We start from the raw sequence: 26,341 nt of genomic DNA on the forward strand, positions 1-26,341 counted from the left end.
CTGCGTGCGCAGTCGTGACCTGTAATGAATAGCAGATTTGAAGAAGCGGTTCATTGTGCAAATTAGGGGGAAATGGAATGAACAAATTGGCAAAAATGCTTGTCCTCGGCTTGGCCCTACTGATGGTTTTTTCCGGATGTTCGAATAATTCCAAAACATCCGATACCCATGAAGAGAATCAAGAAGTCATGCGCTTTTCGGTCACGCTGCCGGCAAACGGCGTGGATAATCCGAATAGTCTGGTGGGCAAGGAATGGCACAAACGCATGGAAGCTTATATGGGCAAGAAGGTAGAAATTGAATATAACTATATTCCTTCTTCCGAATATGACGAGAAGGTCAAGCTTATGATCGCGAGCGACGATCTGACAGACTTCTTCGTGACGCCGTTATTCTATGATACGACCGAAATGGCCGAACAAGGCCAACTGCTCGAGTTGGGCCAGTATCAAGATTTAATGCCGAATTATATGAACTACATTAGCAAGGTAAAGAACGGGATGAAGCGGGTGACGGATGCCGACGGCAACATGTTCACCTTTAAAGAAACCTCCACGCCCAGATTCCCGGAGGATCGCGGCATGCTCATCCAGAATACGTCTGCTTACCGCTATGACGTGTTCGAGGCCAATAACATCAAAATTCCGGAAACGCTCGATGAATTTTATGATGCTGCCAAAAAACTTAAAGAGCTCTACCCCGATAAATATCCCGTTGCGACCAAATGGAATAGCTTGAGATCGCTGTTCTCCGCGAACCATATGCGGGATGAAATTTTCTGGGACGGCGAGAAATACGTATACGGAGTTCTGGATGAAGGATATAAAGATGCGCTCCAATTTGCGAATAAGCTGTATGCGGAGAAGCTGTTAGATCCGGAGTATACCATTGATACAGACGATACGCTGAAAAGAAAAGCGCTGAACGGCGACAACCTCATGTGGCTGACGCAGTGGTTTACGACGCCGGCTGAATACACGAGAACGGCCAACGACGGGAAGATTTTCGCGGTTTCGCTGTATCCCGACAATCCGAAGTACGGAAAAGCCTGGCAGGAGGTTGTGAACGGCAATACCCCTGACCTGGGCTGGGGGGTCTACGGCGTGAGCTCGAAAGTTAAAAACCCTGAAGAATTGATCAAATTCATCGATTATCAATATTCGGATGAAATGATCCAGCTCATCACTTGGGGAATCGAGGGCACGACCTATACGATCGGGGAAGACGGCGTTCCGACCTTTGTCGACTCGCTGAAAACGGCCAAGGATCCCTGGTTGGAGGGCGATAAATACGGCATGCGCGCAAGCCGAAACCATAACCCCGGCTTGCAGATGGTGAGCGATGCAAGAGCGTTCGTGGATTTTGCCGCGACCGATTATACGGTATTTAACGGCAAATATGAAGAGGTGCCGATTGAGAAGGCGGAATTCCTGACGAGTCTGCCCATGCCCGAGAACGACTATGTTCCTTCCTGGTTGAGCGAGCCGTCGATTCAACTCACGGGCAGTGAAAGCCAGCGAATCTCGGAAATTATGAACCCGATCAAGACGTTCGTTACGGAAGAACAGGCCAAATTTGTAGCAGGCAAGAACAGCTTCGACAATTGGCAGGCATTCATCGATAAGGTCAATAAAATGGGCAGCATTGATGAAGCGCTGAAAATCTATAATGATGCTGCACAAAGAGCTCTAGGAAACGAATAGAAAACGTCCCTCCGCTGGATGGCCGCTGTGGAGGGGCGGTATGTCGCAAGGCGATAGGATCATAGATAACGAAACCATAGGATGTGAGAAACCTTGAGTGAAAAAAAAGAGATATTATTCCATGTGGAAAAGCTGCTAAACAAAAGAGATCCATTTATGATGACGAAGCTCTCTTCTATCGATTTTTCCGGTTTTACGACCATGGAACAACTGTTCATTCATGAAATGGATGGACAACCGTTTGAGAGTTTCGCTTCGGGCCAACGGTGGGGAGAAAATTGGGGATACGGCTGGTTCCGTGGGGCCGTCATCGTTCCCGAGGAGGCTGAAGGCAAGCGGCTTGTGGCCATGCTTGATTTTGGATCTGAAGCGACCGTATACATAAACGGTATCGTGAGCGGCGCAAAGGACCTTAACCATCATTACGTCACTTTAACCCGTTCGGCGAAAGCCGGCGAGGCATTTGAAATCGTCGCGGAGGCGTACGCCGGCCATGCGGATTCTCAGCCGACGTTCGGAGAGTCGCAGCTCTGCGTTTTGGAAGAGGAAGTCTACCAGTTTTTCATCGATTTGGAGTGTTTGTACGATCTTCGCAATCATCTGGATGCCAAATCCCTCCGGGTTGCGGAGATTGATCGTTGTCTGACTCAGGTGTTCGCGACGATTGATCTGACCCTGCGTCAGGAATCGCTCTGTGAGAACGCAAAGCAGTGCCGGAAGTTGATGGAGCCGCTCCTCTCCTGCGTGAACGGTTCAACGGCGCCGACCCTGTACCTGATGGGACAGTCCCACCTGGATGTCGCCTGGCTGTGGCCGATCGCGGAGACGAAGCGGAAGATTGCGCGGACCCTGTCCAATCAGCTGGCGCTCATGGACGAATATCCGGAATATACTTACACCCAGAGCCAGCCGTATTTGTTCCAGCTGGTCAAGACGTTGTATCCGGAGCTGTATGCGCGAATCAAACAGGCGGTGAAGGAAGGAAGGATCATTCCCGAAGGCTCCATGTGGGTGGAGCCTGATACGAATCTGCCCAGCGGCGAGAGCCTGATCCGCCAGGCGCTGCACGGCAAGCGGTTCTTCCAGGATGAATTCGGCGTGGACAACGAGATGCTGTGGCTGCCTGACGTATTCGGCTATTCCGGAAACCTGCCGCAAATCATGAAGGGCTGCGGGATCCATTATTTCGCGTCTACAAAATTGTTCGGTACTTATGATAATGTAGCGGACCCGTTCCCGCATAATACGTTCATGTGGGAAGGAATCGACGGCTCGCAAATTTTGACGCATCTGATGAACTACGGCGACTACTACCCGATTCGGATCAACCCGTCGTTCTTAATTCATCAGTGGAGCGATCGAGTCCAGCTTGAAGGTATTTCCACGCGCCTCACCCAGTTCGGGCACGGCGACGGGGGTGGCGGCTCCAATCGGGATGATCTCGAGTTTATGCGCAGGCTCGGCAATTTGGAGGGCGTTCCCAAGACGAAGCATGGCTCGCCGATCGAATTTTTTGAGGATCAGATCGAAAAAGGCATTCCGGATGCCAAATACGTAGGAGAGCTCTATTATCCCGCTCACCGCGGGACGTATACGACGCAAGCGATCATCAAAAAGCTGAACCGAAAGGCAGAAATCGGTTTCCGCGAGGCTGAGCTTTGGGGGGCTGCCGCGGAGCTGCTGTATAACCGGAATTACCCTTACGAGGATCTGGATCAACTATGGAAGGTGCTGCTGCTGCACCAATTCCACGATATTCTGCCGGGCTCATCCATTCATCGTGTCCATGAGGAAGCCCAACTTGAGCTGAAGGAATTGAATCAGAACGTATATGACATGGCTTCAGACGCAAGAGATGCGCTCACGGACGACGATGTCTCCCGGGTTACCGTCTTTAATTCCCTGTCCTGGCCGAGAAGAGAACTGGTCGCGCTGCCTGCCGGCGTCCACGGAATTGCGGACGGGAATGGAGCGGTTATGCCGGTGCAACTACATGAAGGCGTTCGCTATGCCGAGGTAGAAGCTCCTTCCATGGGCTGGTCGACATACAAGGCGGGACCGGAAACGGCGGATGTTTCTGCCGTGTCTGCAGTCCTTGCAACGGAATCGCATATGGAGAACGAATGGATCGTGCTCGAAATGAACGAACAGGGCGAGTTTACGCGTATTTTTGACAAGGAGACCGGCACGGAATGGGCGGCGGATCGCTGCAACGTCATGCGGATGTACCGGGATCAAAATTCGGATTTCGATGCTTGGGAGATCGATCGGCGCTACCGTTTGGCACCCATCGAGCTGAAAACAAGCGCCAAGGTATCCGTTACCGCGAACGGCCCGCTCTTCGCGATTATTCGGGTTGAGCGCGAACTGAACCAATCGACCCTGATCCAGGATATCCGGCTTTGTGCCGGCAGCCGCCGGGTGGAATTCCATACAACGATTCACTGGCGTGAGAAGAACAAGCTGCTAAAAGTCGATTTCCCTGTTCGCGTTCATGCGAACGAGTCGCTGCAGGAAATTCAGTTCGGCTACGTCAAGAGGCCGAATCATGCTTCGCGTCCGCATGATGCGGATCGTTACGAAGTGGTTCAGCATAAGTGGTCGGCGCTTGCTGAAGCGAATCGCGGCTTCGCGCTGCTGAACGATTGCAAATACGGGATTTCCGTCAACGACAACACGATGAGCCTAACGCTGCTTCGGGCTCCGACGTGGCCGGATGAGACGTCCGATCAAGGGACACATCATTTTACATATGGATTTACGTTCTGGAACGGCGCGTTCCTGGGCAGTCCTGTCGTGCGGGAAGCCTACGAGCTGAACTATCCTGTCAGCCTCGTGTCTGGAGGAAGCCGGGAGGAGCAATCGCTGCTCTGCATCGATCAAGCCAATGTGATCGCGGAGACGGTCAAGCTTGCCGAAGACGGATCGGGCGATTGGATCGTCCGTCTGTACGAGAGCAAGGGAGCCTCCGTAGCGTGCGAGCTTCACGTTGGGCTGTCCGTTAAGGTCGTTTATGAAGCAAATATGCTGGAGGAAAAGAATGCGGAATTGCCGCATGAGGACGGAAACGTACAACTTCAGTTCCGTCCGTTCGAGGTGAAGACGATTCGACTCCAATTGAATGGGAGGAACAAGGGATGAAGCTGAAAGAAGGACAACGCCTGGTCATGATTGGCGACTCGATCACCGATTGCGAGCGTAAATATCCATACGGGGAAGGGCTGTTCCAGGGCGTCGGTAAAGGGTATGCCGCACTCGTAGACGGGATGCTGCAGGCGGCATATCCCGAGCTCTTTATTCGCGTGACGAATATGGGAATCGGCGGCAATACGGTTCGGGATTTGCAGGCCAGATGGCAGACGGACGTGCTGGATCTGAAGCCGGATTGGTTAACGGTCATGATCGGCATCAACGATGTATGGCGGCAGTTCGACCAACCTGCGATTCCGGAGTCGCATGTAAGCCTTGAAGAATATGAGCAGACCCTGGAAGAATTAGTGCGTTCAGCGCTGCCCGGTCTGCAAGGACTCGTGATCATGACGCCGTTCTATCTGGAGCCGAACGACCAAGATCGTATGCGCAGCCGGATGGATGAATTCGGACGCGCAGCCAAGAGGGTTGCGGAGCGGGTAGGCGCATTGTTTGTGGATACGCAGGCCGCTTTCGCCAGCCATTTCGACTACGTGCATCCTACTGCGCTGGCGTCCGACCGGGTGCATCCGAGCTTGACGGGTCATCTGCTAATTGCGCGCGCACTGCTGGATGCCATCGGCTTCGATTGGTCGCGCATGCGAATTGGCTCCTGACGTCAACTGTCTTAGTTGTTGGAATAATTCCTCATCAGCAGATTTATGGGTTCGAAAGACATTTCTACACAGAGAACAGCCGCGCGAGCTTGAGCGGCTGTTACTCACAAAGAGTAATGTATTCGCTTACATTATAAGCTTCGAGACGGGGCTTCCTCATATCGCAAGAAAAACTTCCGCTAAATGTGGTCTGGCTTCATTGAAAATTCACGTTGATAGACGTTTTTTTATTGCTCGATCTCGAACATTGCCCTCCATGCTGCGAAAGGAGGTGGTTATTGAGGAGTTCATCCACGGAGAAGCGATGCCGCTTTAGCTTCACTTCGATTGCTTGACCGCGATAGCAAACGCATCCAGAGTTATTTCGTACCCATGGCTGTAGATATGGTTTGAACAGACGGTATCGGTCAATGCAACGATTTCTTTTTATCAAAACGATAAAGGTCGGGAGGTAAGAGAAATGAAAATGAAACAATGGAAACGTGCGGGGATATGGACGTGCATCCTGCTGATGGCCATGACGGCACCGGGGGCCGCGATGGCAGCGCAGGCGGCCGGAAGCAGCGCCGAGCAGGATGGGAGCAGCGAGAAGATAAAGGTCCAGAAGCCATTCATGATCAAGGTCGTGGATGCCGAGACAGGCAGGGGCATTCCTCATGTCCAATTGAAGACGACGAACAGTGTGCTGTATTATACGGACAGTGCCGGTATTGTGGCATTCGACGAGCCAGGTCTGATGGATCAGACGGTCTTCTTCCATATGTCGAGTGACGGCTACGACATCCCCGCCGACATGTTCGGCAACCGGGGGCAGGCCATACAGATCACACCCGGGGGCATGATTACGCTCGAGATGAATCGGATCAACATTGCAGAGCGGCTGTACCGGCTGACAGGCCAAGGCATTTATCGCGACAGCTTACTCGTTGGCCAGAAGCCACCCATTAAGGAGCCGCTGATCAACGGCTTGGTCATGGGACAGGATTCCGTGCAGACGATCGAGTACAACAATAAACTGTACTGGTTCTGGGGCGATACGGACAGACCGGCCTATCCGCTGGGGAACTTCCGCGTGACGGGTGCGACTTCCGAGCTTCCGAGTAAAGGGGGACTGGACCCGGATGTCGGGGTGAATCTGGACTATTTTACGAATCAAGACGGTTTCGTCAAAAGTTTGGTGCCGCCTCTGCCTGATGGTGCAGGCATAGCCTGGGTATTCGGTCTGATGACCGCCAAGGACAGCGCCGGGCAGGAGCGTCTGCTTGCGGGCTACAGCACGCACAATCCTGAACCCACCGCCTTCGGCATTCTCGCCTTTAACGACAAGACGAAGGAATTTGAACAAGTTGTCCAGTTCCCTTCCAAAGACGACTGGCGTCATCCAGGCGGACAGGCGACCTACTACGAGGAGGGTGGTAAGGGATACTGGCTCTTTACCGAACACCGAATTCCGAATTTGCGCGTTGCGGCCAGCTATGACGCCATCATCGACTATACCCAATACGAATCGTTTACTTGCCTGACGCCGGGAACGACATACAACGGGGCTGGAACGTCGCTGGAACGCGATGCGGATGGCAAGCTTGTATGGGGCTGGAAAAAGGACACTCAGCCGCTCAACCAAGAACAAGAGAAAGAGCTGATCCAATTAGGCCTGATAAACGCTGATGACCCGCATTATTATCAATTGAAGGATATCGATACTGGTGAAGACGTTCAAATCGCCCAAAGCTCCATTGAATGGAATGAATATCGGCAGCGTTACGTGATGATCGCGCAGCAGGTACTAGGCAAGACATCGGTACTTGGGGAAGTCTGGTACGCGGAAGCACCATCGCCTCAAGGTCCTTGGACCAATGCCAAGCATATCGTTACGCATAACGACTATACTTTTTATAACGTAGCCCAGCATAAGCACTTCAACAAGGACGGCGGCCGGGTCATCTATTTCGAAGGAACCTATACGAATACATTCACGAATCATGTCCCAACGCCGCGGTATAACTACAATCAAATCATGTATAAACTCGACTTGGCGAATCCGAAGCTAGGGCTTGAGCCGGTTCAAGGAACAACCGGTCAATAGAGCGCCAGACCACTTAAAATAACCGAATAAGGACCTTTCCATAAAGTGCTGTAGGGCTTTACAGGAGAGGTCCTTTTCGGCTTGAGTCTGCTCATGGGGAACAGCGTCCTTAGCTGCCGCTTCTCCATGATAAGCTGGGAGGAGCGATATTTTTACCAGTGGAGTCCGCGTGGATTTCCCGATACTGCTTCGGAGTGAGATTCGTGAACTTCTTGAATGCGGAGAAAAAATGCCCTTTGGATATGAAGCCGCATTGATCTGCGATCTCGAGCACCGAGAGCTGGCTGGAGATCAGTTTCTCTTTCACTCTCTCGATTCGTTCCTGAAGTATGTATTCCGACAATGACACGTTCATGACCTCTTTGAATAACTGCCGGATATAACTTACGGAGAAGGAAAAATTGTCGGCTACCTGCTCGATCGACAATTGCGCATCCTGCAAATGGTTGTCCACGTATTCTTTAATCTCCAAGACGATCTCTTCCTTGCGGCTTGAAGATTTCGGAACTTCCGTCTCGGACGCAAGCATCGTGACGATGCTCTCCAGCCATGCTTGAAACTCGGACAGCGTGCTGTACCGCTCAAGCAATTGGTGGATGCTGCTGATCTCGTGCAGGACGCTGGATTTGTTAAAGTTTTTGAGCAGATCGTAGGTAAAGTAGGTCAGGTTAAGCTTACAGTCGCGATAAGGCAGCTCATGGACGTGCTTCATCTGCTGATGCAGCAGAACGACGGCGGTCTCCGGGCGGCCGCGACGGATCGACTTGATGATCTCGGTTGTCTCCAGCGCCTCAGACGCAGAAGGATACCCTGCCATAAACTCTTCATAATCACTCTCCAGAAAAATTTGCTTCTCTCCGTTAAGAAATCGCAGCTTCGTCAATTCGTGGATATGGTCATAGATGTTTCGGATATTGGCGCCGAAGTCATAAGCATTGCTAACGGCGGTGGTTGTATCCACGTTCAGGATGCGTGCCACCTGAATCTGCGTCTCCTCCAGAAGACGTTGAAGTTGAAGCCCGCCCGATGCAGGGCCACCAACGACCAGAATGATGTGGTCGCCACCCATATCCAAGCCTTCGGCCGCATAAGAACCTGCGCCAATCACTTCTTCGCTAATATTGCGTATGGCGTACTTCATCAATTTCCGGGAAGGGAAATCGTAACGTTCGCAAAAGACCGTATAGGCTTCGATCCGAAGAACGGCCAAAAACAAAACTTCACAGGAGGCCAGTTTGGTCCGGGTCTGAATATATTCGTAGCTCTTGGTACCCGGCGTCCCGTGCAGCATCCACTGGGCGAGAAACTCCGTTCGAACGAGCTCGGATTGGTTTCTCATGGATGCATGAAGCTGCTCCACATTGTTCAGCAGCATATCGATGCCGTCGTGGATCCATTGAATATCCGGCTTGGCATCAGACGTGGAGTTGGCGAATGCAACCTTTCCCCTCAGCTTTTCCGACAAGAAGGTGATGGAACGCAAGGAACGGCGAGAACTCCAGAAGAACAACGCGGAGAGGATTGCCAATAGCAGCAATGTATACGTTATCAATTTTTGCTGGAATAAGGAGATATGGCGCGTCAAAATATGATACTCGGTCGAGTAGTATACGGACCAATTTTCAGTAGTCAGCTTGGCTGTATTGACGAACCATTTCTGATGCGGCAGCCGAACTTGAAAATGGCTGTTCTGCTGCTCCCGCCCTGCTTGATAAAGCTGTTCGTTCAGTACAGGATTGGACGCGCCTAACAGGACGAACCCATCCTTGTCGAGAATCCGAATGTCTTGCTCCGAGGAGACCGTTTGGCCGAACAGAAGCTTCGACAGCAGCGGTTTATCAATCAGGAGTACGAGATAGAAGTCAGACGGCTTCTCGGGGGTTGCAGGCAGAATAAGGGCCAGGGAGTCAGAGCCATCCAGCGAATGATGAAAGAAGCGCAAATATTGGCGGTGGAATGATTTTACACGCTCCAGCATGCTCTGGTCGGCAAAGGATTCAGTGCGGACGATTCCGACTTTGGAATCGACGATAAGATCGTTCTTCAAATTAATCAGATAGGATCGCTGGATGAGCGGTTCGGTGGACATGAAGTTGGATTGGGCGACGAGCGCAGCATGGTCGATGAGCGGATCTTTGCTTGCATCGAAGAACCAGTTCTGAATATTCTGATCGGCGTACATGCTGAGCCCGTAAGCTTTCAAATTGCCGAGAATCATTTCGGCCTTCGAAGCCAGGTTGTCGACTTCGTTCTGCGAATTGCTGCGCACCTCCAGCATGGTGTATTTTGCGAATTCCGCAGACAGTAAATAGACGAAAGGAATAATGGAACAGATCAGAACAGTGGTTAGTAATAGAAAGGTCCGAAAATAGGTCTTCTGTAATATAGGTTTGATCTTCATATAATGCCAGCACCCCTTGCTGATGGATTGACGGTTTAAGGGTAGATCTATACTGCCTCGATAGAAGATACGAACCGGGACCTCCTTACTCAATCATATCCTGACCTTTGTGTGAAGTCCTCATTTTGACAAAGTAGAAATTAAGATGATCCCGGAAGCCGGATTATCGCCCAATCCTAAAGTTCAGTACCCCTTGTGACACAATGAGGACTATTCCGAAGTCCTCCTTCCGCACATAATAAATATGGTCAGGGTATGGCCACATCAGACAGACCAGATCGAATGGAGTGATACTATAAATTGAGAATGCTGAAGGATTTAGTAAAGAATCGGAACTTGTATTCGATGGCGATACCGGGAATCATCTTTCTCGTTGTCTTCTCCTACATTCCTCTGGCCGGACACCTGCTGGCGTTCAAGGACTTTCGGATCAGCAAGGGCATATGGGGCAGCGATTGGGTGGGGCTGGACAACTTTCGCTTCTTTTTCTCCAATCGGGATTGGATTCAAGTTACGGTCAATACCGTTTATTTAAATGCGATGTTCATTCTTTTCGAGTTGGCCTTTGCCCTTATCATTGCACTCTTCTTGAATGAGATCCGCCTGAAATGGTTTAAGCGTACGATCCAATCCGTCGTTTTCCTGCCTTATTTTATTTCATGGGTTGTCGTAGGGTATATGACGTTCATTCTTTTCAACAATACGGACGGCTTGATTAACCGTGTCCTGAATATGAGCGGACTTCACACCGTCGATTGGTACCAGACCCCATGGGTATGGCCGATTATTCTAACTTTGACACGAATCTGGAAGAGTGCCGGATACTACTCTATCATTCTGCTTGCTGCCATTACCGGTTTCTCCGCCGATTATTATGAGAGCGCCCGCCTGGACGGAGCCACGAGGTTGCAGCAGATGAAATTCATTACGCTGCCATTGCTGAAGCCGCAAATGATTATCCTCGTGCTCTTGGGAGTCGGACGGATCTTCTACGGGGATTTCGGCATGATCTACGGAATTATCGGGGATAACGGGATTCTATTCCCGACGACCGATGTCATCGATACGTATTCGTACCGGGCGTTAAGGCAGCTTGGCAATTTTAGCATGTCATCGGCTATCGTGTTCTATCAGTCTATCATGGGGCTTATCGCCGTCGTTTCGTTTAATGCACTGGTTCGGAAAATCGATAAGGATTCCAGGTTATTTTAATTTCGTGAAATGAAAGGGAGGTGAATTTCATATGAATCGTCCGGTTGCTATGATTCCGTCTGCACGAATCCGACGGACAAGCGGTTTCTCCGATAAAATGGCGATATGGTTGTTCGGGCTGTTATTGATTCTATTTGCGCTGGTTTGTTTGTTCCCGTTCTGGCTCATGGTCATCAATTCGTTTGCCAGCACCCGAAGCCTGGCGCTCCACGGATACTCCGTCTGGCCAGATGAGTTCACGTTGGAGTCATATCGGTTCCTCCTTCAAGGCAAGCAAATGTTCACCAGCTATGGCGTCACCATTGCAGTAACAGCCATCGGAACCGTGATCGGCCTCGTTGTCACTGCGTTGTTTGCTTACGTGCTGGCCCATCCGAAGAACCGATACAGCGGCTTCCTCTCGTTCATGACCTATGTGCCGATGGTCTTCGGCTCGGGGCTCGTCGGCTTCTATCTTCTGGTCGTTCAGTGGCTGCATCTGAAAGACACGCTATGGGCGCTTGTGCTCCCCTATGTCATGAATCCGTTCTTTGCGTTTATCTTCGTCTCGTTCTATCGCTCGTTGCCTTATGAGCTGAACGAATCGGCTAACATGGACGGCGCCGGAGAGTGGACGATCTTCTTCAAAATTATTAGGCCGATCTCAACGCCGGTTATAGCAACGATCAGCTTGTTCTACGCACTGCAATATTGGAACGATTGGTGGCTGTCGCTTTTGTTTATTGATAACAGCGATATGTACCCGCTCCAGCTGCTTCTTCGGCAGCTCATGTCGCAGATGCAGCTCACGTCGCTCAATCATGGAAACGTACTGACGCTGCCGCCGGCGGAAGGGGTCAAGCTGGCTACAGTATGCCTGACGATCGGTCCGATTATATTTTTCTATCCGATGGTTCAGAAATATTTCGTCAAAGGTCTGACGCTCGGCTCGGTGAAAGGCTGAGGCTGGGGCTTTACGCGGATTGCCGAGCGTATCGATATAGACTGGCCCAGCCGCGGATATATAAGTTGATTATTTGAAGGGAGTCATGTACATGGCCAAATCAAAACGCAAGTTCATGGTGACGGCGCTGCTCGGACTGGCAATCGCTTTGTCCGGGTGCTCCGGATCCGGCGGGGACGCCTCCGCGCCCAAAGATTCCGGGGAAACCAGCGATCCGTCCCTCGAGCCGGTCACTTTGGAGGTTGTCATTCCGGGGGCGAAGGAGGCGAACTTCGAGCAGGTGCTGGAAGAGGTCAACAAGAGGTTAAAAGCCGAAATCAATACACAGGTTAAATTTACATTCATCGACTTTGCCGATCTTAATCAGAAGACCAACGTTATGCTGGCTTCGGGAGAGAGTGTGGATTTGATTTTCGACGCCCCATGGCTGCATCTGGAAACGATGGCTGCGCAGGGGTATTACGAGGAATTAAGCGGGCTTCTGGACCAATACGGCTCCAACGTGAAAAAGACGAGACCGCAACAAATGTGGGAAGCGAACAAAATCAACGGCAGCATCTATGGCGTTCCTTTGGGAAGCGCCTATACCCAGGAAAGGTCGGTCTTCATCCGGAAGGACTTGAGAGAGCAGCTGAATCTGCCGCCCGTGAAGACGTATGAGGATCTAAAAGCTTATCTCTATGCCGTTCGCGACAGTAACTCTGGGATCACCCCGCTCCTTGCTGGCGCGGACGACGTCACCTACAGCTGGGTCAACTGGCTGATCCGGGACGATACCAGCGTCAACATTCGCCCGACAAATTTTGCGGGAGCCAGCTTGATGCTGTATTACAAGGGCAACGATGGGAAGGTCTACAATTTCTTCGAAACCAAGGAACCTAAGATCTGGTCCAATATCCAGGATGTCCACCAGCTGTTTGTTGATAAAATCATGTCGCAGGACGTCTTGACGAATAAAAGCGGTCCGGGAGAAATGCAGCTCCAAAACAAAGTAGCGGCCACGCCCCAAATGACCTTTGGCATTCCCAAAGCGTACAATGACCAGTTAAAGCAGGTCGTGCCGGGCGGAGAACTGGAAGCGGTTCGTCTGTTTGATCTAACCCCCGGAAAGAACTTTTCCAATTTCAAGATGGATAATTTCATCTGCATTGTAAAGACGAGCAAGCATAAAGAACGTGCGATGATGTTCCTCGATTGGGCGAACCGGCAGGAAAATTACGATCTGTTGGAGCACGGCATTGAAGGTGTGAACTGGAAATCAGTCGGCGAGCACCAATATGACACGCTGAACAACGATGGCGGCATCGTCTCGTTCCAGCTTATGCTGAATCCCACGTTAGAGCGGGAGTGGGTCGGTACTGACGAAGAGACTCAAGAGTACAGACAATTCATTACGCAAGCTGACAACTTCACGAAGGACATCATGACCGGCTTCACCTTCGATCCGACGCCAGTAAAGAACGAAGTGGCCCAGTTCGCGACCATCCAAGCCAAATATTATAGTGGATTATTTAACGGGGCACTTGATCCAGATGAATACTTCGCCAAGTTCAAAACGGAAGGCGAAGCGGTGCTCACGAAAATCCAGAATGAGCTGCAGCGTCAGGTCGACGCCTTCTTGGCAAAATAAAAGTGTTGAAATTCGACTTTTTGACTTCGAGTCTGAGGGGGGGATGATGTTGGAGTTTAGCTTTACCAAATTTGCCAGGCTGATGGGGAGATTCCATCTGACCGAGAAAGAGAATCCGAAATGCGGATGGGTCAACAGCGCTGTGTTTCTTGCCTTCCGAGGTACGGCCATCTCGATGACGGCTGAGGATTCCGACGGCCAGGATTACGTTGAAATCGTAGTGGACGGTGTCGCACGTAATTGGATCAATCTGAAGAAGGGGGTTCATGAATACATAATCGAACAGGGGCTGCCGGACGGTGAACACACTTTAGAGATCCACAAGCGAACGGGGATTCTGACCGGAAGTATTGCCTTTCATCATTTTTCGCTGCCTGACGGCGGAAGCTTCCTTGCCCCGCCCGCGGCAAAACCACTCCGGCTTGAATACTTTGGGGATTCCATTACGGATGGAGCAGGGATCGGCCATCCGCATGTGCTTGCTGAAGCTCCGCATCTTGACGACGGATACATGTCCTATGTCGGGATCAGCGCCAGAATGTTGAATGCGGAATATCATACGATGGCCATTTGCGGGATTGGCGTTTGGCAGGATGCGGTAGGGAACAAACAAGGATTGCCGGAACATTTTTTCGGGACGCTCGGCAAAGGGACGGCGCCATGGGACTTTTCCCGGTATATTCCTGATGGAATTGTCATTAATTTGGGCCAAAACGATTATTCTACGCCAATTGATGATGAGGCATATATTGCCGCTTATATTGAATTCATCCGGGTTATCCTGGAAAAGTATAACGATCCCTATATCTTTTGCTGTGTTGGAACCATGAATAACAACTATCTTGCGAGTGTGAATAAGGTGGTGACCTATTTCAATCAAAGTGGAAATAGCAAGGTGTTTGTAGTGGATTTAGGACTGATTCATCCAGAGGTGGAAGGATGGGGCGGCCGATATCATCCCGGTTATCAGACGCATTACCGAATGGGCTGGGAGCTTGCCTCTTTTATATCCGCCAATACCGGATGGGAATTGCTTAGGCGTCCGTTAATCGCCACGGAAGGCGTGTTCTAAATCGTTCATTTATCGGGAAATGCGAGAGATGCGGCTACAACAAAACTACGCAGAGACACGAATGCAAAATCTCGAATATCCTCCAAACTCAAAAAGGACCGTCAGGGCAAACTCCCCTGACGGTCTTTCTTGGACGAAAGCTCTTTTACGTGCCCAGCAATCTCTTCATATCCTCTTCCACATTTGTAATGCCGCCGATTCCGAACTTGTCGACGAGAATTTCGGCCACGTTTGGCTAGAGGAAGGGAGGGAGCGTCGGCCCCAGGTGAATGTTTTTTACGCCAAGATACAGCAGGGCCAGCAGCTTGGGTTAGAGTCATAACTCGGTTGAAAATTTTTAACGTGTTTTGTTCACTTTTCTTACATTGAAAATAAAGTCAGATGTTTTTAACGCTTTACAGAAAAAAAGGTGTAATTTTTTTATAATGGTAGAAAATAGGCGTTAAGCTGTTGGCTGTTTTAATCATGGCTGTGGAAAGATCGAGTTATATCAAATTCTGATTACCTTTATAGAAAAATAATATAACGTGATTTTTATTGACATATTTAAGAGAATTAAAATAACATAAGAATTATTTTCATCAAGAAGGAGGCAGCTATGAGCTTTAAAGAACAGTACGAAGAAATTGCAGGCGTTGGACGGACCATATTCGATAACCCCGAACTTGGCTACAAGGAATTTAAGACCCATCAAACCGTGACCGATTTTTTGAAGAAGGTGAATCCGGGTATCGAGCTGCAATCATTCAGTACAACCGGGCTTCGGACAACCCTCGGCAGCGGCAAGCCGCTGAATATCGCTTTTATTGCGGAATTGGACGCCGTTTACGCTCCAACGCATTGGCAATCGGATAAGGAGACGGGAGCGGCACACAATTGCGGTCATTATACGCAGGTGGCGATCGCACTGGCTTTGTACAAACATTATGTTGAATCAAAGGCGTACGAAGCCCTTGATTATAGTCTAACGTTTATTTTCATTCCTGCTGAGGAGTATTTGGATCTCGCCTATAGGGACGAGCTGCTTGCCAGCGGTAAGATCTCCTATTACGGAGGGAAACCCGAAGCGATGAAACTCGGCGTGTTCGACGATATCGACATCGGACTATGCGTACACGCCATGGGTGGTGAGTTTGCAGAGCGCACGATCGAAATCAACTGCGACCTGGCTGGATTCCTATACAAGCATTATACGTTTACCGGAAAAGCAACCCATGCGGGTTTCGATCCTTTCTCCGCCAAAAATGCCTACAGCATGTCAACCCTGTTCAATGTGGCGTTAGGGCTCAGCAGGCAGCAAATGAAGGACAGTGAGAAAGTTCGCATGAATCCGATCGTCCTGGAATCCGACATGTCGACAAACGTCATTCCCAACCGGATTACGGTGGGCAGCGATTTGCGCACCCAGTCGGTCGACTACATGAAGGAAGCGGCCTCCAAAATGGACGATGCGGCCAAGGGCAGCGCGCTGGCACTTCAAGGCGAGGTCGAGATTAAGACGCAGATGGGATATTTGCCGTTCGTTCAGGACCGGTATTTGTCCGAATTCGTGCTAGAGGCGTTCCAGGATAACGAGGAGATCTCCCGTATTTGGAACAATAACGCCATCAGCGCGGCAGGAGACATTGGCGATCTGGCCTTCATGATGCCTTGCATTCAGATCGGCTACAGTGGTTTTACGGGAACGATCCACGGCGACGATTTCAAGGATATCGATCCCGAGTTTATCTATGAAGTGTTCCCGAGATTTTTAACCCAGGTGCTGGAGCGAATGAGCGGACGTATCGATCGATCGAAGCTCTACCGTCGTACATTTGCCGAATACGAGCAGCTCCTTGCGTCGATAGTTAGCTCCAACTAAGAACAGAAAAGAGGACATCATGGCATGAAGTTAAAACTACAGTATCTCTATTTGCTTGCATTCGTGCTCATTGTAATCGCGGTTGCCGAATTTATCGGCATTCAGTCGATCCAGGTGGGCTCCGTAAAAATCAGCCTGCTCCCACTCGTATTCGCCATTTTGATCACCATGGTGCTCGGCTTGTCGATATTCCGGAAAGGCTTTATGCGGAAAATTTACAGCAAGGAGAACGTCGGTTTCTCCAGCAAGTATCTAATCTTCATTATGCTGCCGCTTATGGCGAGATACGGCGCCGACGTTGCTCCCAGAATTGAAGATATATTAAAAGTTGGCTGGGTGTTCATCATTCAGGAAATCGGCAACCTGGGTACGATTCTGCTCGGACTTCCGATCGCCATTCTGCTCGGCCTGAGAAGGGAAGCCATCGGCGCTACGCTCGGACTTGGGAGGGAAGGGGAACTTGCCTACATATCCGAGAAATATACGCTCGACTCCGACGAAGGCCGCGGGGTGCTGTCCCTCTATATTATAGGCACCCTCTTCGGCACGCTGTTCTTCAGCATTCTTGCGCCGGTCATGCTTGCTGCCGGCTTCTCGATCGAAGCGTTAGCCATGTCCTCCGGCGTCGGCTCCGCCAGCATGATGACAGGCTCTTCTTCCGCGCTAGTCGCGCATTCTCCTGAGATGACGGAGACCATTAACGGATACGCTGCTGCGAGCCAGCTGCTTACCAGCTTCCTCGGAACGTATACGATGGTATTTCTCGCGGTGCCGCTGCAGCGGTTTATGTACAAATTAATGGTCAGAGGTGAGAAGAAATGAGCACCGGTTTGAATAAATACGCAAAATACGCCCTCGTCCTGCTGCTTAGCGTTGGTCTTATCTTATTTACGGAGCAAATGAAATTCATCAAAAACGGCGAAGGTCATATTACGTTAGGGACGATAGCGGGCTTGGCCGTGCTGTGGCTTTTTTCCTTCATCGGCGTTCTGATCTCGACGCTCATGAAAAAAGCTCCGCTGAAATTCTTGCAGGACTTCCCGGTTCTCGGCTGGGTATCGATCGTTTCGCTAATCTGCTGCCTGATCTCCGATGTGTTCGTGGATGCCATTGCCAACGTCAACTTCTTGTCCATTACGACCCCGATCTTGGCGTTTGCCGGCATTTCCGTTGCCGACAGGCTGGTTGATCTTCGCAAAACATCGTGGCGCGTCGCCATCGTTGCGGTTTTCGTGTTCACGGGCACGTACGTGGGAAGTGCATTGTTATCAGAATTCGGCCTCTATTTGTCCGGTAAGTAATTGAATCTATTTACAAGCATTAAGTCTGAACCTTGCAAGCTTGCTCCTCCTTTAATGTGACCTCACCTTTATATTCGCTCTGAGACACCAAAAGGTTCAGTAAAAAATACAGGCAGAAGGTGACCGAACCATTCCGGTCACCTTCTGCCTGTTTGAATATGTAGGTGCATGTTGCCATTTATCGTTCTTCCCAGGCCATGACGAATTCCGTCTGACCGGTATCCTCGTCGATGGTTTCTTCAACGACGGCAAAGCCGTTCCGGGAATAAAAACGAAATGCGTTCCCGTTCTCTTTATATACCTTGAGCTCGAGTTTAGGGCTGCGTTCCTTCACGAATTGAAGAAGAGCCCGGCCATATCCCTTGCCCTGATCGCCAGGGTGAACAAACAAAGCGGCCAAGGCATGCTGAACGGTCGATATAAAGCCTACCGTGGCGCCCGCTTCCTCCAGCACATAGGTATCGGCCATTGGCAAATACACGTCGCGCATGTCCTTTTGCTTGGATTCCCAGTATTCGGGGGTGATGAAATGGTGGGCCTCCTTCGAGGCGGCCAGCCAAATGTCAATGACGCTGTCCATATCCTTATCGGTCATCAATCGAATCTGCATCGTATTATTCACTCCAGTTTATTTAACTTTTGTTACGGATATACGCCACGTATTGTAAAAGCTTTCCTGCTGCATGTCAATTCACGATCCCATTTGACCCTCAAATTATAAAGTGATATATTTATCACGTAAAGTTACAAATACATCACTTTTGGAAGGGGCGTTTGCGATGAAAATCATTCTTCGATTCGCGATGGGACTGCTCTGGATCGGTATTGGCATTCAGAGACTTACTCAACAGTCGTACCCGCTGGCTTTATTATTTTTGGCAGGAGGCGTTCTATTTGTTTATGCAGGCTGGAAAGGTTGGAAAGTCGGCAAGCAATGAGGGGGAGGAGCGGCGGCATTTATTAAGCATGAAGGGATTAGCTGCTTGGTACCGTGCGGAAACAGACGCCGTCATCTCGAATCTTAATTTGGAGATTGGCCCCCATCAGATCATAGGTTTGGTGGGATTGAACGGGGCGGGTAAAAGCACGCTGCTCCATGTCCTGAGCGGCATTCACCGGCATTATTCGCTGGAGCGGCTGTTGTGGAAGAACGAGGAAACTTCGCTGACAAGCCCTGCATTTAAACGAAGCCGGTATACCGTGTTCTCGGAGGACGAGTCGTTTGAGTATTTTACATTCGAGGAATATGTAAGGCATGTGTTTCAATCCTACGGACAAGAGGTTCGTAACGAAATCTTGGACGGGCTCGTTGCAGGATTCAAATTTCAGAATTACAGGAACTCATTCTTGGGCCAATTATCGATGGGCAGCAGGAGAAAGGCCTATCTGATCACAGGATTTGCGCTGCGTCCCGAGCTGCTGCTGCTGGATGAGCCGGTCAACGGACTGGATTTCGAAAGCACGGAATTTCTGTATCGAATAATGAACGAGTACAGGAGACATGGGGCGATCTTGTTTTCTTCCCACGTTCTGGAGAGTTTATGCCTTACGTCGGACAGCATCATCATTTTGGAAGCCGGATCGATCCGTCATACCTTTTTGCAGGGCGACATGGATCCCGAGTTTATTAGAGGGGTACTGAACAAGTGATCTCGGCATTTCATGGATTCGCCAAAAAGTTCCTGGGGTCAAGCTACGACCGTTTGTGGAAGCATGCCGCAGCCCTGCTTGTTTTATATGCGGCGATGAGCAGCCTCGATATCGATTACCATGTAGCCTTGAATGTATTCATGACGGCCATCTCCGTATTTACGTTCGGCATGGTGGTGAGAACCTTATCGTCGGACGATAACCGGAGGAAGCTGAAGGGGGCGTTCATGCTTCCATTTAGGCCAAGCATGTTCAACGCAGCTTATTTTTTTGCGGTAGCATTATATACTTTGGTCACCAAGACTTCGTACATCCTCGTTTTTTACATGTCGGTATCTCAATTTACGGGTATGCATGCGCTGGCATTTCTGCTTAGCTTCCTGAATGCGGGGTTGACCGCCTTCGTGGTATTCGCTCTGCTGAACAGGGGAAAAAGGATGCCGGCCTGTTTCTGGATGCTGCTGCAAGCGGCGCTTTGCCTGCTCCATGACCCGTCCCAGCGTTTGTTGGGAATGCTGATCAGCACGACCCTTCAATGGTTCATCCTGTATCGAACGGATCCGTACCGATATTACAAGGATTTGAAGATGACGGAGCTCCATGCAGCGCCGATTCGAAACGCTTCGTTCCTCCGGTATTTAGGGCGCTACCTATTCTCCCATAAAAGCTATCTATACAATACGATCGCCTTATGTTTATTTGCAGGCTTCATGGCGTTTATGCTGGAGCAGATGCAACTTGCCTCGTTCCTGCCGCTCGGATTCGCGGTCCTATCTTTCAACACGCCGATCGGCATCCTGTTGTCCAGCAATCGCGGGCTTCACCGGAAAATCCAAATGCTGCCCGGCCAATTTCAACGTATCGGAGTTGCATACGGATTGTTTATACTGGCAGTAAACTTATTCATATACACGATCTACTTAGCATGCTGGCATATGTTTCATGGATCGGTAGAAATCATGTATTATGTACTTAGCGTATTATTTGCCGCCCAATGCGCCATTTCGACCGTTTGGCTCGAATGGAAACATCCCGTATTCCATTGGCGGGTGGAGAGCGATTTATGGCATCATCCCCGCAAATATGCCGTTCCGCTCATCATGTGCCTATTGGCGGTCACGGCTATAAGCATAGAGGGGGCCGTTTATATGGTCGCTCTGTTGGTGGGGATCGAGATGGCTTTGATTTTTAACCGCAGGAGAGGAATCAGGAATGTATAAGGGACAGCGAAAGCGTTACGTACGAATTGGTAAGCACGGATGGCTGCTTGGTTTGTTGGGGTTTAACGGACTGCAGTATTTTAAGACCCATGATCCTTCGTTTTTGTTTTACTTTAGTTTTTTTAGCTTTTTCAGTTTCTATTTCCATGGGAAGCTGGCAGAGGAGATGCCGGATGAACGGTACTACATGAATGCCCAGAAGGCGAGGTCCATCACCATGTGGGTGCCGGCCGCATGTCTGTTTATGATCGGAATCGGCAGCATGTTCTCCTTCGGAACAAGAGAATTCATGATCATTGTGAGCGCAGCGGGTTGGGCAGCTACGTTTCTGACGTATTCCATAACTTTTTATTATCTGGATAAATATTGTTAGGTGGATGCCCATGGAACCATTCAAATGCAATTTAAAAAAGTACAGGCAGTTAGCGGGAATGACCCAAGATGAGTTGGCGGGCAAGGTTGGGGTTCGCAGGGAAACCATCATTCGTCTGGAGGCGGGCAAATATAATCCCTCCCTAAAGCTGGCAATCGATATTTCACGGGCGGTGGGAGCAGCTATTGAGGAATTGTTCATATTCGATTAAACCACGGTGATGCATTTAATGGGTTCGAGTATCCCACGAATGCGTCATTTCTTATGTCTGCTTAAAACCAATTAGTTCTTGAAAAAACTTATAAGTCATACTACAATCATACTAACGAATAGATTCGATACTCAATTCTTATCTTCAACGTCAGATCTGTATATTTAGTCATAGGAGGCATACATCCATGTATACTATTCGAAATAAAACGGTCTCTCGTCTTGTTGTAACCAGTATGGCCGTGGCGCTTCTTGCATCGCCAATCTCTACCATTCTGTCCGGGTCCGAGCATGTCGCAGCTGCTGCGTCTGCTGTGGACAAGTCTTCCCATAACCTAAAACCGATTTGGACGAAGACGTTGGGAGATCCCAGCCGGATCGACACCCAAGCTACATTAATTAAGAATAACTTATTCTATACCGTTGGTAAGAAATATATTGCTTTTGACGCTTTGGCAGGCAAAACCCGCTGGACGTATCCCGCCGCAGCCGTCTCACAGACCGTAACGGATGGCAAATCGGTATGGTTTACGGATGCGACAGGCCGATTGATTAAGCTCAATGCTGCAACCGGTAAGCTGCAATGGAAAGTTAAAACACAATCCCAGCCAGGAAAGAAAGAAAGCTACGTGAACTACAGCTTGCATGCAGCCGACGGTGTGATCTATGTCGGGGATGCGTATGGGTTGACGGCGTACTACACGTCAAGCGGTAAGGTGAAGTGGAAATTGAAGGGCAGCGACCAGGGGTATAAAGTACTCCAGACGGGAGAAATCCTTGTTGTCTCCACCATCATCCATGGCGCTTTGACCACTAGCGGGTTGCAGGGGATTGATGCCCAGAACGGCAAAGTAAAATGGACACAGACCGGCGGAGACCATCAAGACATTCTCTTTTCGAATGACAAATCGCTCTATACGCGTGACGTAACCGAAGGCATCGATGCCGGATTTGCGGCCAATATCGATGAAATGAATCTGAACAGCGGAAAAATAATGTCTACCCGGTCCTACATACCCGTGGATTTCGTGGAAGATCAAAGTGCATCCGATGTCGTATCCGATGGGGAATATTTCTATGTCATTGAAAAGTATGATGAAACTCAAAAGAAAGCTGTAGTCTCCCGATTCCCGACGGATAGTCGTTCCAAAGCCGAGCCGGATAAAACCTATGCATTTGAAGCGGGAGTGGCCGAATGGTCCCTCGGAGATAAAGGCATCGCCTATGTAAGACTGGAAAACGGCAAGCTGTTAACGATCGATACGAATAGCGGACGTACGCTGGCTTCCGCTCAATACAAAGGCACACCATTGCCGACGCTCATCGGACAAGACGTGCTTGTCGTTCAGCATGGTGGGCAGATCAGCGGCGTCAAGAAAGCTGCTGCCTCCCAGTAACCCATGTCGAATATTAAAAATCATTCACAATTCGCTAAACTTACAACATACTTAAAGTTACTTTAAGACTAAAAGTCGACCTAAATAGGTCGACTTTTTGGTCATTCACCATTTTGGTTCGTTCATATTCCGTTCATATTGACGTCACGAGCGGTTCATCTTCCTTGATTAAACTTACTTAAGCACCACGCGGAGAGAATGAAGTTGTATTGCCTGAGAACGGCAGCTAGGTATTCGCTGGTGAGGCCGGTTCGAGGTTCAATTTGAAACCAATCTCCATACCCTTGTATATATAATAGTACAATAGTTATTACATTATAGGATTGAAATTAAGGAAAGAGGGAAGCAATGCCTACTATACTGGTTGTTGACGACGATGCGAACATTCGCGAACTCGTCTGTTTATTTCTTCGCAACGACGGATTCACAACAGTCGAAGCCGCTGACGGCAAGGAAGCGCTTAGCGTCTATGGCTCAACACCCGTTGATCTTGTCGTGCTTGATATTATGATGCCGATGATGGATGGTTGGACGTTATGCAAGGAGCTTCGAAAAGCCAATCCGGATTTGCCGCTGCTTATGCTAACGGCAAGAGGCGAAACATGGGAGAAAGTAAAGGGTTTCGAACTTGGGACGGACGATTATTTAACGAAACCGTTCGATCCGTTGGAGTTGACGGTTCGCGTTAAGGCATTGCTGAAACGATACCGGATGGGCTCCACGCAGACGATCCAGTTCGGCAACGTCATTCTTGACAGGCAGACCTATAAGGTGATTAGAGGGACGGAGTCGCTCACGCTGCCGCTCAAAGAGTTCGAATTGCTGTATAAGCTGGCTGGAACACCCGGACAAGTCTATACGCGCGAGCAGCTGATCGATCAGATTTGGGGAATCGATTACGCAGGAGATGATCGAACGGTTGATGTACATATTAAACGTCTTCGCGAAAGGTTTGCGACGACACCTGATTTTCGGATCGAAACGGTGCGCGGGCTAGGGTACAGGCTTGAGGTCTACGAATGATCAGATCCTTATATATTCGAGTAGTCCTGACATTTCTAGTGTCCGTTATTGGGGGCACGATCCTATCATTTTTTATGTCTACTTGGATGTTCAAAGAAGAGTTGAACGAGAACGCGCAAATCAACTTACGCAACTTCGGTCAAGACGTCGTCCGGATTTACAAAACTCTTCCGTTACGCGAAGCGGACCTGTTCGTCAGTGAAATGAAGCAGCTCGATTCCTATTATATTCGCATTTACGAAGCAACGGGTCAGTTCCAGTCTTACGGTAAACTTAACGGACATCAACCTGCTGCAGTAACGATGGAAAAACTAAAGAAAGTAATAGAAGGAGGCGTTGTTCAAGACACGCCGAATGGTATTGCTACGGTTCTTTTAGGGTTGCCGTTGAAAACGGAAATGGGAACGAAAGCGATGTTTTTGGAAATGCTCGCCCCCCCATCTACCTCTTTTGTTGTCAAGTGGGGATTGATCTTTGCAACCAGTTCTCTGATTACAGGGAGCTTATTGATTCTCGTTGCCTCCATATACTTGGTAAGGCCAATCAAAAAGCTGACCCAAGCGACTAGGCGTATTGCAGCTGGAGATTTCAGCGTCAAGCTGAATATTAAGCAAACAAGTGAGCTGGGTACGCTGGCTCGCAGCTTTGAAGACATGATGCACGATCTGCAGCAGCTGGAGCAGCTGCGCAGGGAATTCGTAACGAACGTGTCGCACGAAGTACAATCACCGCTCACCTCGATATCCGGTTATGCTCAAGCACTGAAGCAAGTAGACCTCTCAGAACACGAGCGAAGTCGTTATCTGGATATTATCATCGCTGAAGCGAAACGGATGTCCAAAATGAGCGATAGCCTGCTTAAGCTGAGTTTGCTTGAATCCCAGTCACAGCAGCTGGGGCTCATCACGCTCAGCCTGGATGAACAGATCAGGCGGGTCATTGTGGCGCTCCAGCCGCAATGGACCGCCCGCAGCATTCATTTTGAGCTTGATTTACAGACCGTTAAAGTAACGGCTGATCATGATCAATTAAACCAGGTATGGACGAACATCATTGGCAACAGCATCAAATTTTCCGAGGATGGCGGCGTGATCAACGTCAGCATCAAACAAGATACTAAAAACGTGACAGTCCGAATATCCGACACGGGCATAGGTATTTCTCTTGAGGATCAGAAGCGTATATTCGAGCGTTTCTTTAAAACCGATCGTTCTCACAGTCGTAAATATGAGGGCAGCGGCATGGGGCTTGCCATTGTGAAACAGATCGTGTCGCTTCATCAAGGCGATATCCGAGTGGAAAGCGAACTTGGTCAAGGAACGACGTTCATTGTCACCTTGCCAATCATGACGCCAACGGATTAGTCAGATTCATGGGGCAGCGATCCGCAAAAAATACGATGATGACCGGTAAGTGAACACAGATCGTACCGAATGAAAGGATGCGATTTTTTTCAAAGGTGCGATGAACAGGGGAATCGCGAAGTGAACCATATTTTGCACAGACCATGGAGCCTGTGCTTTTTTTGTCCCATGTACTAGAGTACATTTTGCACAAATCGGGCTCCATGAATTGAACATGTAAACGTTAGTTAGATCTGACTTGCCCCGATATAAGATCGGAGGCTTTCTATCAGGGGTGTTACCGGGCGGCCCAATAAATGCTCCAGATCGCCAGAAGTGGAAGCCGTATCGATTTTTCTTAAAAAGCTAAATATCCAATGCTGCACCTCGTTGGTGGGACATAGGGATATCGGTTTGCCCGTTAGCTCTGAAAGAGTGGAGACCACATTGTCGAAACTCCAAACGGCTGGCGCAACAAGCTCATAAGTCTTATTCGAATGGCCCTCAACGGATAGTACCCCCGCTATGGCGACCGCCAGATCGGAACGTGTAACCGCGTTGAACTGCCACGATCCGGGATGTACGCGAAGATTGCCTGTCGATATGGCCGCATGTAAATCCAGCGCTTCAATAAAGTCCATATACAAACCACTGCGAAGAAAAGTATAAGGAATTCCGGTTGTGCGAATGGCATGCTCGGTAGCCAAGTGCAAATGGGTCATTGAAATGTCGCTATGTTCAGGAAAGGCGAAGCCGGTGTATAAAATATGGCCGACGTTCGCTTTTTTTGCGGCTTCAATCACATGGGCATGCTGCCGCAAACGAACGGTGTCATCGGGGTGGGGGCTGGAAATGAACAACAGGCGCGAAGCGCCGGCGAATGCCTCCTTCAGGGAGGCGGGTTCATCGTAGTTGCAGAATCGGACCGCAATTCCCTGCTCCTCCAATGATGCCGCAGACTCCATCTGGCGAACGCAAGCAACAATTTGATCGGGCTGAACATGGTGAAGAAGCTCTTTGATAATGAAACGGCCGAGCCGTCCACTGGCTCCTGTAATGACGATAGACACCGAATGTCATCCTTTCCTTATCGGATTAAGTGCTTAACTA

Annotated in this window: 22 protein-coding genes and 1 pseudogene; 19 read left to right on the forward strand and 4 right to left on the reverse strand. The window is 49.7% G+C overall.

Annotated elements, in window-relative coordinates; translation table 11 throughout:
* Positions 1 to 77 precede the first annotated feature (77 nt).
* The 4 genes from ACETK5_RS03125 to ACETK5_RS03140 all read left to right on the forward strand — a co-directional run bounded on the left by ACETK5_RS03125 (position 78) and on the right by ACETK5_RS03140 (position 7,595).
* Positions 78 to 1,703: an ABC transporter substrate-binding protein gene (locus ACETK5_RS03125; RefSeq protein WP_394054288.1), complete on the forward strand. Its 1,626-nt coding sequence runs from the start codon at positions 78 to 80 to the stop codon at positions 1,701 to 1,703.
* A gap of 93 nt (positions 1,704 to 1,796) precedes the next feature.
* On the forward strand, positions 1,797 to 4,844 hold the full coding sequence (locus ACETK5_RS03130) for an alpha-mannosidase (protein WP_394054289.1): 3,048 nt from the start codon (positions 1,797 to 1,799) through the stop codon (positions 4,842 to 4,844).
* Entirely contained in the window at positions 4,841 to 5,509 is a 669-nt protein-coding gene (locus ACETK5_RS03135; RefSeq protein ID WP_394054290.1) for an SGNH/GDSL hydrolase family protein, read from the forward strand. The genes ACETK5_RS03130 and ACETK5_RS03135 overlap by 4 nt, the downstream gene beginning before the upstream one ends.
* A gap of 460 nt (positions 5,510 to 5,969) precedes the next feature.
* Positions 5,970 to 7,595 carry a hypothetical protein gene (locus tag ACETK5_RS03140; protein ID WP_394054291.1) on the forward strand — a complete coding sequence of 542 codons (1,626 nt, stop codon included), beginning with the start codon at positions 5,970 to 5,972 and terminating at the stop codon, positions 7,593 to 7,595.
* Positions 7,596 to 7,704: 109 nt separating this feature from the next.
* Here the strand turns inward: ACETK5_RS03140 and ACETK5_RS03145 are convergent, their stop codons facing one another.
* Positions 7,705 to 9,996, reverse strand: a complete 2,292-nt coding sequence (locus ACETK5_RS03145) for an AraC family transcriptional regulator (protein ID WP_394054292.1) — start codon at positions 9,994 to 9,996, stop codon at positions 7,705 to 7,707.
* Between the two features lie 306 nt (positions 9,997 to 10,302).
* Here ACETK5_RS03145 and ACETK5_RS03150 point away from each other — a divergent pair, with 306 nt between their 5' ends.
* From ACETK5_RS03150 to ACETK5_RS03165, 4 genes are all read left to right on the forward strand, one after another.
* Positions 10,303 to 11,208 carry an ABC transporter permease gene (locus ACETK5_RS03150; RefSeq protein ID WP_394054293.1) on the forward strand — a complete coding sequence of 302 codons (906 nt, stop codon included), beginning with the start codon at positions 10,303 to 10,305 and terminating at the stop codon, positions 11,206 to 11,208.
* A gap of 31 nt (positions 11,209 to 11,239) precedes the next feature.
* The gene (locus ACETK5_RS03155) at positions 11,240 to 12,151 is read left to right on the forward strand and encodes a carbohydrate ABC transporter permease (protein ID WP_100538757.1); all 912 of its coding nucleotides are present in this window, start codon (positions 11,240 to 11,242) and stop codon (positions 12,149 to 12,151) included.
* Positions 12,152 to 12,242: 91 nt separating this feature from the next.
* Positions 12,243 to 13,781, forward strand: a complete 1,539-nt coding sequence (locus ACETK5_RS03160) for an extracellular solute-binding protein (RefSeq protein ID WP_100538756.1) — start codon at positions 12,243 to 12,245, stop codon at positions 13,779 to 13,781.
* A gap of 46 nt (positions 13,782 to 13,827) precedes the next feature.
* On the forward strand, positions 13,828 to 14,853 hold the full coding sequence (locus ACETK5_RS03165) for an SGNH/GDSL hydrolase family protein (RefSeq protein ID WP_394054294.1): 1,026 nt from the start codon (positions 13,828 to 13,830) through the stop codon (positions 14,851 to 14,853).
* A 145-nt stretch (positions 14,854 to 14,998) separates the two neighbouring features.
* On the opposite strand, the pseudogene ACETK5_RS03170 reads toward ACETK5_RS03165, so the two are convergent.
* Positions 14,999 to 15,157, reverse strand: a pseudogene (locus ACETK5_RS03170) (hydroxylamine reductase); the annotation flags it as partial.
* A gap of 294 nt (positions 15,158 to 15,451) precedes the next feature.
* Between ACETK5_RS03170 and ACETK5_RS03175 the strand changes: the two are divergent.
* From ACETK5_RS03175 to ACETK5_RS03185, 3 genes are read left to right on the forward strand one after another with little or no spacing between them, the layout of a single operon-like run.
* The gene (locus ACETK5_RS03175; protein WP_100538755.1) at positions 15,452 to 16,714 is read left to right on the forward strand and encodes a M20/M25/M40 family metallo-hydrolase; all 1,263 of its coding nucleotides are present in this window, start codon (positions 15,452 to 15,454) and stop codon (positions 16,712 to 16,714) included.
* Between the two features lie 24 nt (positions 16,715 to 16,738).
* Entirely contained in the window at positions 16,739 to 17,536 is a 798-nt protein-coding gene (locus ACETK5_RS03180) for a DUF3100 domain-containing protein (protein ID WP_100538754.1), read from the forward strand.
* Positions 17,533 to 18,015, forward strand: coding sequence for a hypothetical protein (locus ACETK5_RS03185; protein ID WP_394054295.1), 483 nt, complete (start codon positions 17,533 to 17,535; stop codon positions 18,013 to 18,015). Before ACETK5_RS03180 ends, ACETK5_RS03185 begins: the two co-directional genes overlap by 4 nt.
* 178 nt (positions 18,016 to 18,193) lie before the next feature.
* On the opposite strand, the gene ACETK5_RS03190 is transcribed toward ACETK5_RS03185, so the two are convergent.
* Entirely contained in the window at positions 18,194 to 18,625 is a 432-nt protein-coding gene (locus tag ACETK5_RS03190; RefSeq protein ID WP_100538752.1) for an N-acetyltransferase, read from the reverse strand.
* A gap of 169 nt (positions 18,626 to 18,794) precedes the next feature.
* Between ACETK5_RS03190 and ACETK5_RS03195 the strand changes: the two genes are divergently transcribed.
* From ACETK5_RS03195 to ACETK5_RS03230, 8 genes are all read left to right on the forward strand, one after another.
* On the forward strand, positions 18,795 to 18,953 hold the full coding sequence (locus ACETK5_RS03195; RefSeq protein ID WP_165789681.1) for a hypothetical protein: 159 nt from the start codon (positions 18,795 to 18,797) through the stop codon (positions 18,951 to 18,953).
* 28 nt (positions 18,954 to 18,981) lie between these two features.
* Positions 18,982 to 19,665, forward strand: a complete 684-nt coding sequence (locus tag ACETK5_RS03200) for an ATP-binding cassette domain-containing protein (RefSeq protein WP_394054296.1) — start codon at positions 18,982 to 18,984, stop codon at positions 19,663 to 19,665.
* Positions 19,662 to 20,885 (forward strand): hypothetical protein, encoded by a 1,224-nt coding sequence (locus ACETK5_RS03205; protein ID WP_394054297.1) that lies wholly within the window; start codon positions 19,662 to 19,664, stop codon positions 20,883 to 20,885. Before ACETK5_RS03200 ends, ACETK5_RS03205 begins: the two co-directional genes overlap by 4 nt.
* Positions 20,878 to 21,258, forward strand: coding sequence for a DUF3796 domain-containing protein (locus ACETK5_RS03210; protein ID WP_100538749.1), 381 nt, complete (start codon positions 20,878 to 20,880; stop codon positions 21,256 to 21,258). Before ACETK5_RS03205 ends, ACETK5_RS03210 begins: the two co-directional genes overlap by 8 nt.
* Before the next feature lie 10 nt (positions 21,259 to 21,268).
* Positions 21,269 to 21,469, forward strand: coding sequence for a helix-turn-helix transcriptional regulator (locus ACETK5_RS03215; protein WP_100538748.1), 201 nt, complete (start codon positions 21,269 to 21,271; stop codon positions 21,467 to 21,469).
* A gap of 187 nt (positions 21,470 to 21,656) precedes the next feature.
* Positions 21,657 to 22,865, forward strand: coding sequence for an outer membrane protein assembly factor BamB family protein (locus ACETK5_RS03220; protein WP_394054298.1), 1,209 nt, complete (start codon positions 21,657 to 21,659; stop codon positions 22,863 to 22,865).
* Between the two features lie 348 nt (positions 22,866 to 23,213).
* Positions 23,214 to 23,888, forward strand: coding sequence for a response regulator transcription factor (locus ACETK5_RS03225; protein ID WP_326114531.1), 675 nt, complete (start codon positions 23,214 to 23,216; stop codon positions 23,886 to 23,888).
* Positions 23,885 to 25,252 (forward strand): sensor histidine kinase, encoded by a 1,368-nt coding sequence (locus ACETK5_RS03230; protein WP_326114532.1) that lies wholly within the window; start codon positions 23,885 to 23,887, stop codon positions 25,250 to 25,252. The genes ACETK5_RS03225 and ACETK5_RS03230 overlap by 4 nt, the downstream gene beginning before the upstream one ends.
* A gap of 227 nt (positions 25,253 to 25,479) precedes the next feature.
* Here ACETK5_RS03230 and ACETK5_RS03235 read toward each other — a convergent pair whose 3' ends face one another.
* Positions 25,480 to 26,301, reverse strand: a complete 822-nt coding sequence (locus ACETK5_RS03235; RefSeq protein WP_394054299.1) for an NmrA family NAD(P)-binding protein — start codon at positions 26,299 to 26,301, stop codon at positions 25,480 to 25,482.
* Between the last annotated feature and the right edge of the window lie 40 nt (positions 26,302 to 26,341).

This window comes from Paenibacillus ilasis, from assembly GCF_043195395.1.
Lineage (GTDB): Bacteria > Bacillota > Bacilli > Paenibacillales > Paenibacillaceae > Paenibacillus_AQ > Paenibacillus_AQ lautus.

Bases quoted from the DNA above. Each gene is read 5' to 3' on its own strand.
- ACETK5_RS03125 (WP_394054288.1), top strand. From the start codon at position 78: ATGAACAAATTGGCAAAAATGCTTGTCCTCGGCTTGGCCCTACTGATG.
- ACETK5_RS03135 (WP_394054290.1), top strand. From the start codon at position 4,841: ATGAAGCTGAAAGAAGGACAACGCCTGGTCATGATTGGCGACTCGATC.
- ACETK5_RS03140 (WP_394054291.1), top strand. From the start codon at position 5,970: ATGAAAATGAAACAATGGAAACGTGCGGGGATATGGACGTGCATCCTG.
- ACETK5_RS03145 (WP_394054292.1), bottom strand. From the start codon at position 9,996: ATGAAGATCAAACCTATATTACAGAAGACCTATTTTCGGACCTTTCTA.
- ACETK5_RS03150 (WP_394054293.1), top strand. From the start codon at position 10,303: ATGCTGAAGGATTTAGTAAAGAATCGGAACTTGTATTCGATGGCGATA.
- ACETK5_RS03155 (WP_100538757.1), top strand. From the start codon at position 11,240: ATGAATCGTCCGGTTGCTATGATTCCGTCTGCACGAATCCGACGGACA.
- ACETK5_RS03160 (WP_100538756.1), top strand. From the start codon at position 12,243: ATGGCCAAATCAAAACGCAAGTTCATGGTGACGGCGCTGCTCGGACTG.
- ACETK5_RS03165 (WP_394054294.1), top strand. From the start codon at position 13,828: ATGTTGGAGTTTAGCTTTACCAAATTTGCCAGGCTGATGGGGAGATTC.
- ACETK5_RS03175 (WP_100538755.1), top strand. From the start codon at position 15,452: ATGAGCTTTAAAGAACAGTACGAAGAAATTGCAGGCGTTGGACGGACC.
- ACETK5_RS03180 (WP_100538754.1), top strand. From the start codon at position 16,739: ATGAAGTTAAAACTACAGTATCTCTATTTGCTTGCATTCGTGCTCATT.
- ACETK5_RS03185 (WP_394054295.1), top strand. From the start codon at position 17,533: ATGAGCACCGGTTTGAATAAATACGCAAAATACGCCCTCGTCCTGCTG.
- ACETK5_RS03190 (WP_100538752.1), bottom strand. From the start codon at position 18,625: ATGCAGATTCGATTGATGACCGATAAGGATATGGACAGCGTCATTGAC.
- ACETK5_RS03195 (WP_165789681.1), top strand. From the start codon at position 18,795: ATGAAAATCATTCTTCGATTCGCGATGGGACTGCTCTGGATCGGTATT.
- ACETK5_RS03200 (WP_394054296.1), top strand. From the start codon at position 18,982: ATGAAGGGATTAGCTGCTTGGTACCGTGCGGAAACAGACGCCGTCATC.
- ACETK5_RS03210 (WP_100538749.1), top strand. From the start codon at position 20,878: ATGTATAAGGGACAGCGAAAGCGTTACGTACGAATTGGTAAGCACGGA.
- ACETK5_RS03215 (WP_100538748.1), top strand. From the start codon at position 21,269: ATGGAACCATTCAAATGCAATTTAAAAAAGTACAGGCAGTTAGCGGGA.
- ACETK5_RS03220 (WP_394054298.1), top strand. From the start codon at position 21,657: ATGTATACTATTCGAAATAAAACGGTCTCTCGTCTTGTTGTAACCAGT.
- ACETK5_RS03225 (WP_326114531.1), top strand. From the start codon at position 23,214: ATGCCTACTATACTGGTTGTTGACGACGATGCGAACATTCGCGAACTC.
- ACETK5_RS03230 (WP_326114532.1), top strand. From the start codon at position 23,885: ATGATCAGATCCTTATATATTCGAGTAGTCCTGACATTTCTAGTGTCC.